Origin of the sequence: Streptomyces niphimycinicus, assembly GCF_018883605.1 — a bacterium.
Taxonomy (GTDB): Bacteria; Actinomycetota; Actinomycetes; order Streptomycetales; family Streptomycetaceae; genus Streptomyces; species Streptomyces niphimycinicus.
In genome coordinates this window covers 1-1,189 of record NZ_JAHLEM010000337.1, presented here as the reverse complement: position 1 = coordinate 1,189, position 1,189 = coordinate 1, and the positions used below count along the sequence as shown (strand labels likewise).

Genomic DNA, 1,189 nt, shown 5'->3' with positions numbered 1-1,189 from the left:
GGGTGCCTCCGCCGCGCCGGGCGCCCCGGCCGCGGCAGCGGCAGCGGCGGCCGTCTCCGGCAGCGGGGCGGAGAGAATGGCCGCGATCTCCGGGCGGGGCTCGGAGACGGGCGCACAGGGCCCGGGAAGCTCCTTGGCGCGCACCGCCCTGGTGATCCAGGCGCGGTCGAGGACGCGCCGCTCATCGGCCTCGGCGACGAGGTCCTCGGACTGGTTGTAGTCGCCATCGGCGGCCTGCACCGCCCAGAGGTGGACGGCGACGCCGTGCTCCTTGGCCGACATCAGCCCGGGCAGCAGGTCCCCGTCGCCGGTGACCAGGACGATGTCGGCGCAGGCCCGGTTGCGGGCGAGCTCGGTGAGCTCGGCGTGCATGGCGGCGTCCACGCCCTTCTGGGCCCAGCGCCCATCACTGCGGGTGAGTGCGCCCAGCCGTACGGTCACCCGGGGCATCACGCGCAGCCGCCGGTGCTCCGGCTGGGGCACCCGGTCGGGGGCGCCGTCGAACCAGTAGATCCGCAGCAGCGGACACTCGGTCTCGGCCTCGGCGCGCTCCCGCAGGCCCTGGATGAGGGTCGCGTGGTCGACGGAGATACGCGATCGGGCGGGCTCCCCGGCCAGCAGGCTCGCGGCGGCGCCCAGCAGATACCCGGCGTCCACCAGGACGACGCAGCGGTCCACGTTCCACCCTCTTTCCTGACGGTCCAGTCCTCGGTCGCCCCCCGCGCACAGCCGCGCCCCCGGATGTGGTTTTCGGCTTTCCTTCGAGTCTGCCCGACCGTGCGGGGGTTATCAGTCCGAACTGGATCACCGGCGTGGCGGATACGGCTTACCTGCCAATACCCTCCTTCTCACTCACCGTAATTGCCCGAAATGCACGGGTCACCGCGGCATGTCACTGTTTCTTCCCGAAGGGCTTCGCCCGGGAGGGCCCTTCGCCAGGGGGCCGATCCCAACCGGAGGAAGACCACCATGGGCAAGAACAAGAACCGCGATCGCAAGCAGCAGGAACAGCGTCAGGAGCGCGGCACGGCGGACCGCCCCGCCGAGCAGCAGCCGTCGATGGACGGGCAGTCGCAGGCGATGCGGCCGGAGGGCAGCCCCTCGACGGCACGCAAGGGCCGGCAGAAGAGCTTCGGCCACAACTGACGCACCGCGGACCGGCGCTGAGCCACCGCGGTGGCAGGCCGCG

Annotated in this window: 2 protein-coding genes; one reads left to right on the top strand and one right to left on the bottom strand. The window is 72.4% G+C overall.

The genetic code is table 11. The annotated features are described in order from the left end of the window. On the bottom strand, positions 1–678 hold a 678-nt coding region (locus KN815_RS27670), incomplete at its 3' end, for an NYN domain-containing protein (protein WP_216344633.1). 291 nt (positions 679–969) lie between these two features. Here KN815_RS27670 and KN815_RS27665 point away from each other — a divergent pair. Further along, the gene (locus KN815_RS27665) at positions 970–1,146 is read left to right on the top strand and encodes a hypothetical protein (RefSeq protein WP_216344632.1); all 177 of its coding nucleotides are present in this window, start codon (positions 970–972) and stop codon (positions 1,144–1,146) included. The last annotated feature ends 43 nt before the right edge of the window (positions 1,147–1,189 follow it).

Coding starts and splice junctions, on each gene's coding strand:
- KN815_RS27665 (WP_216344632.1), top strand. CDS start 970: ATGGGCAAGAACAAGAACCGCGATCGCAAGCAGCAGGAACAGCGTCAG.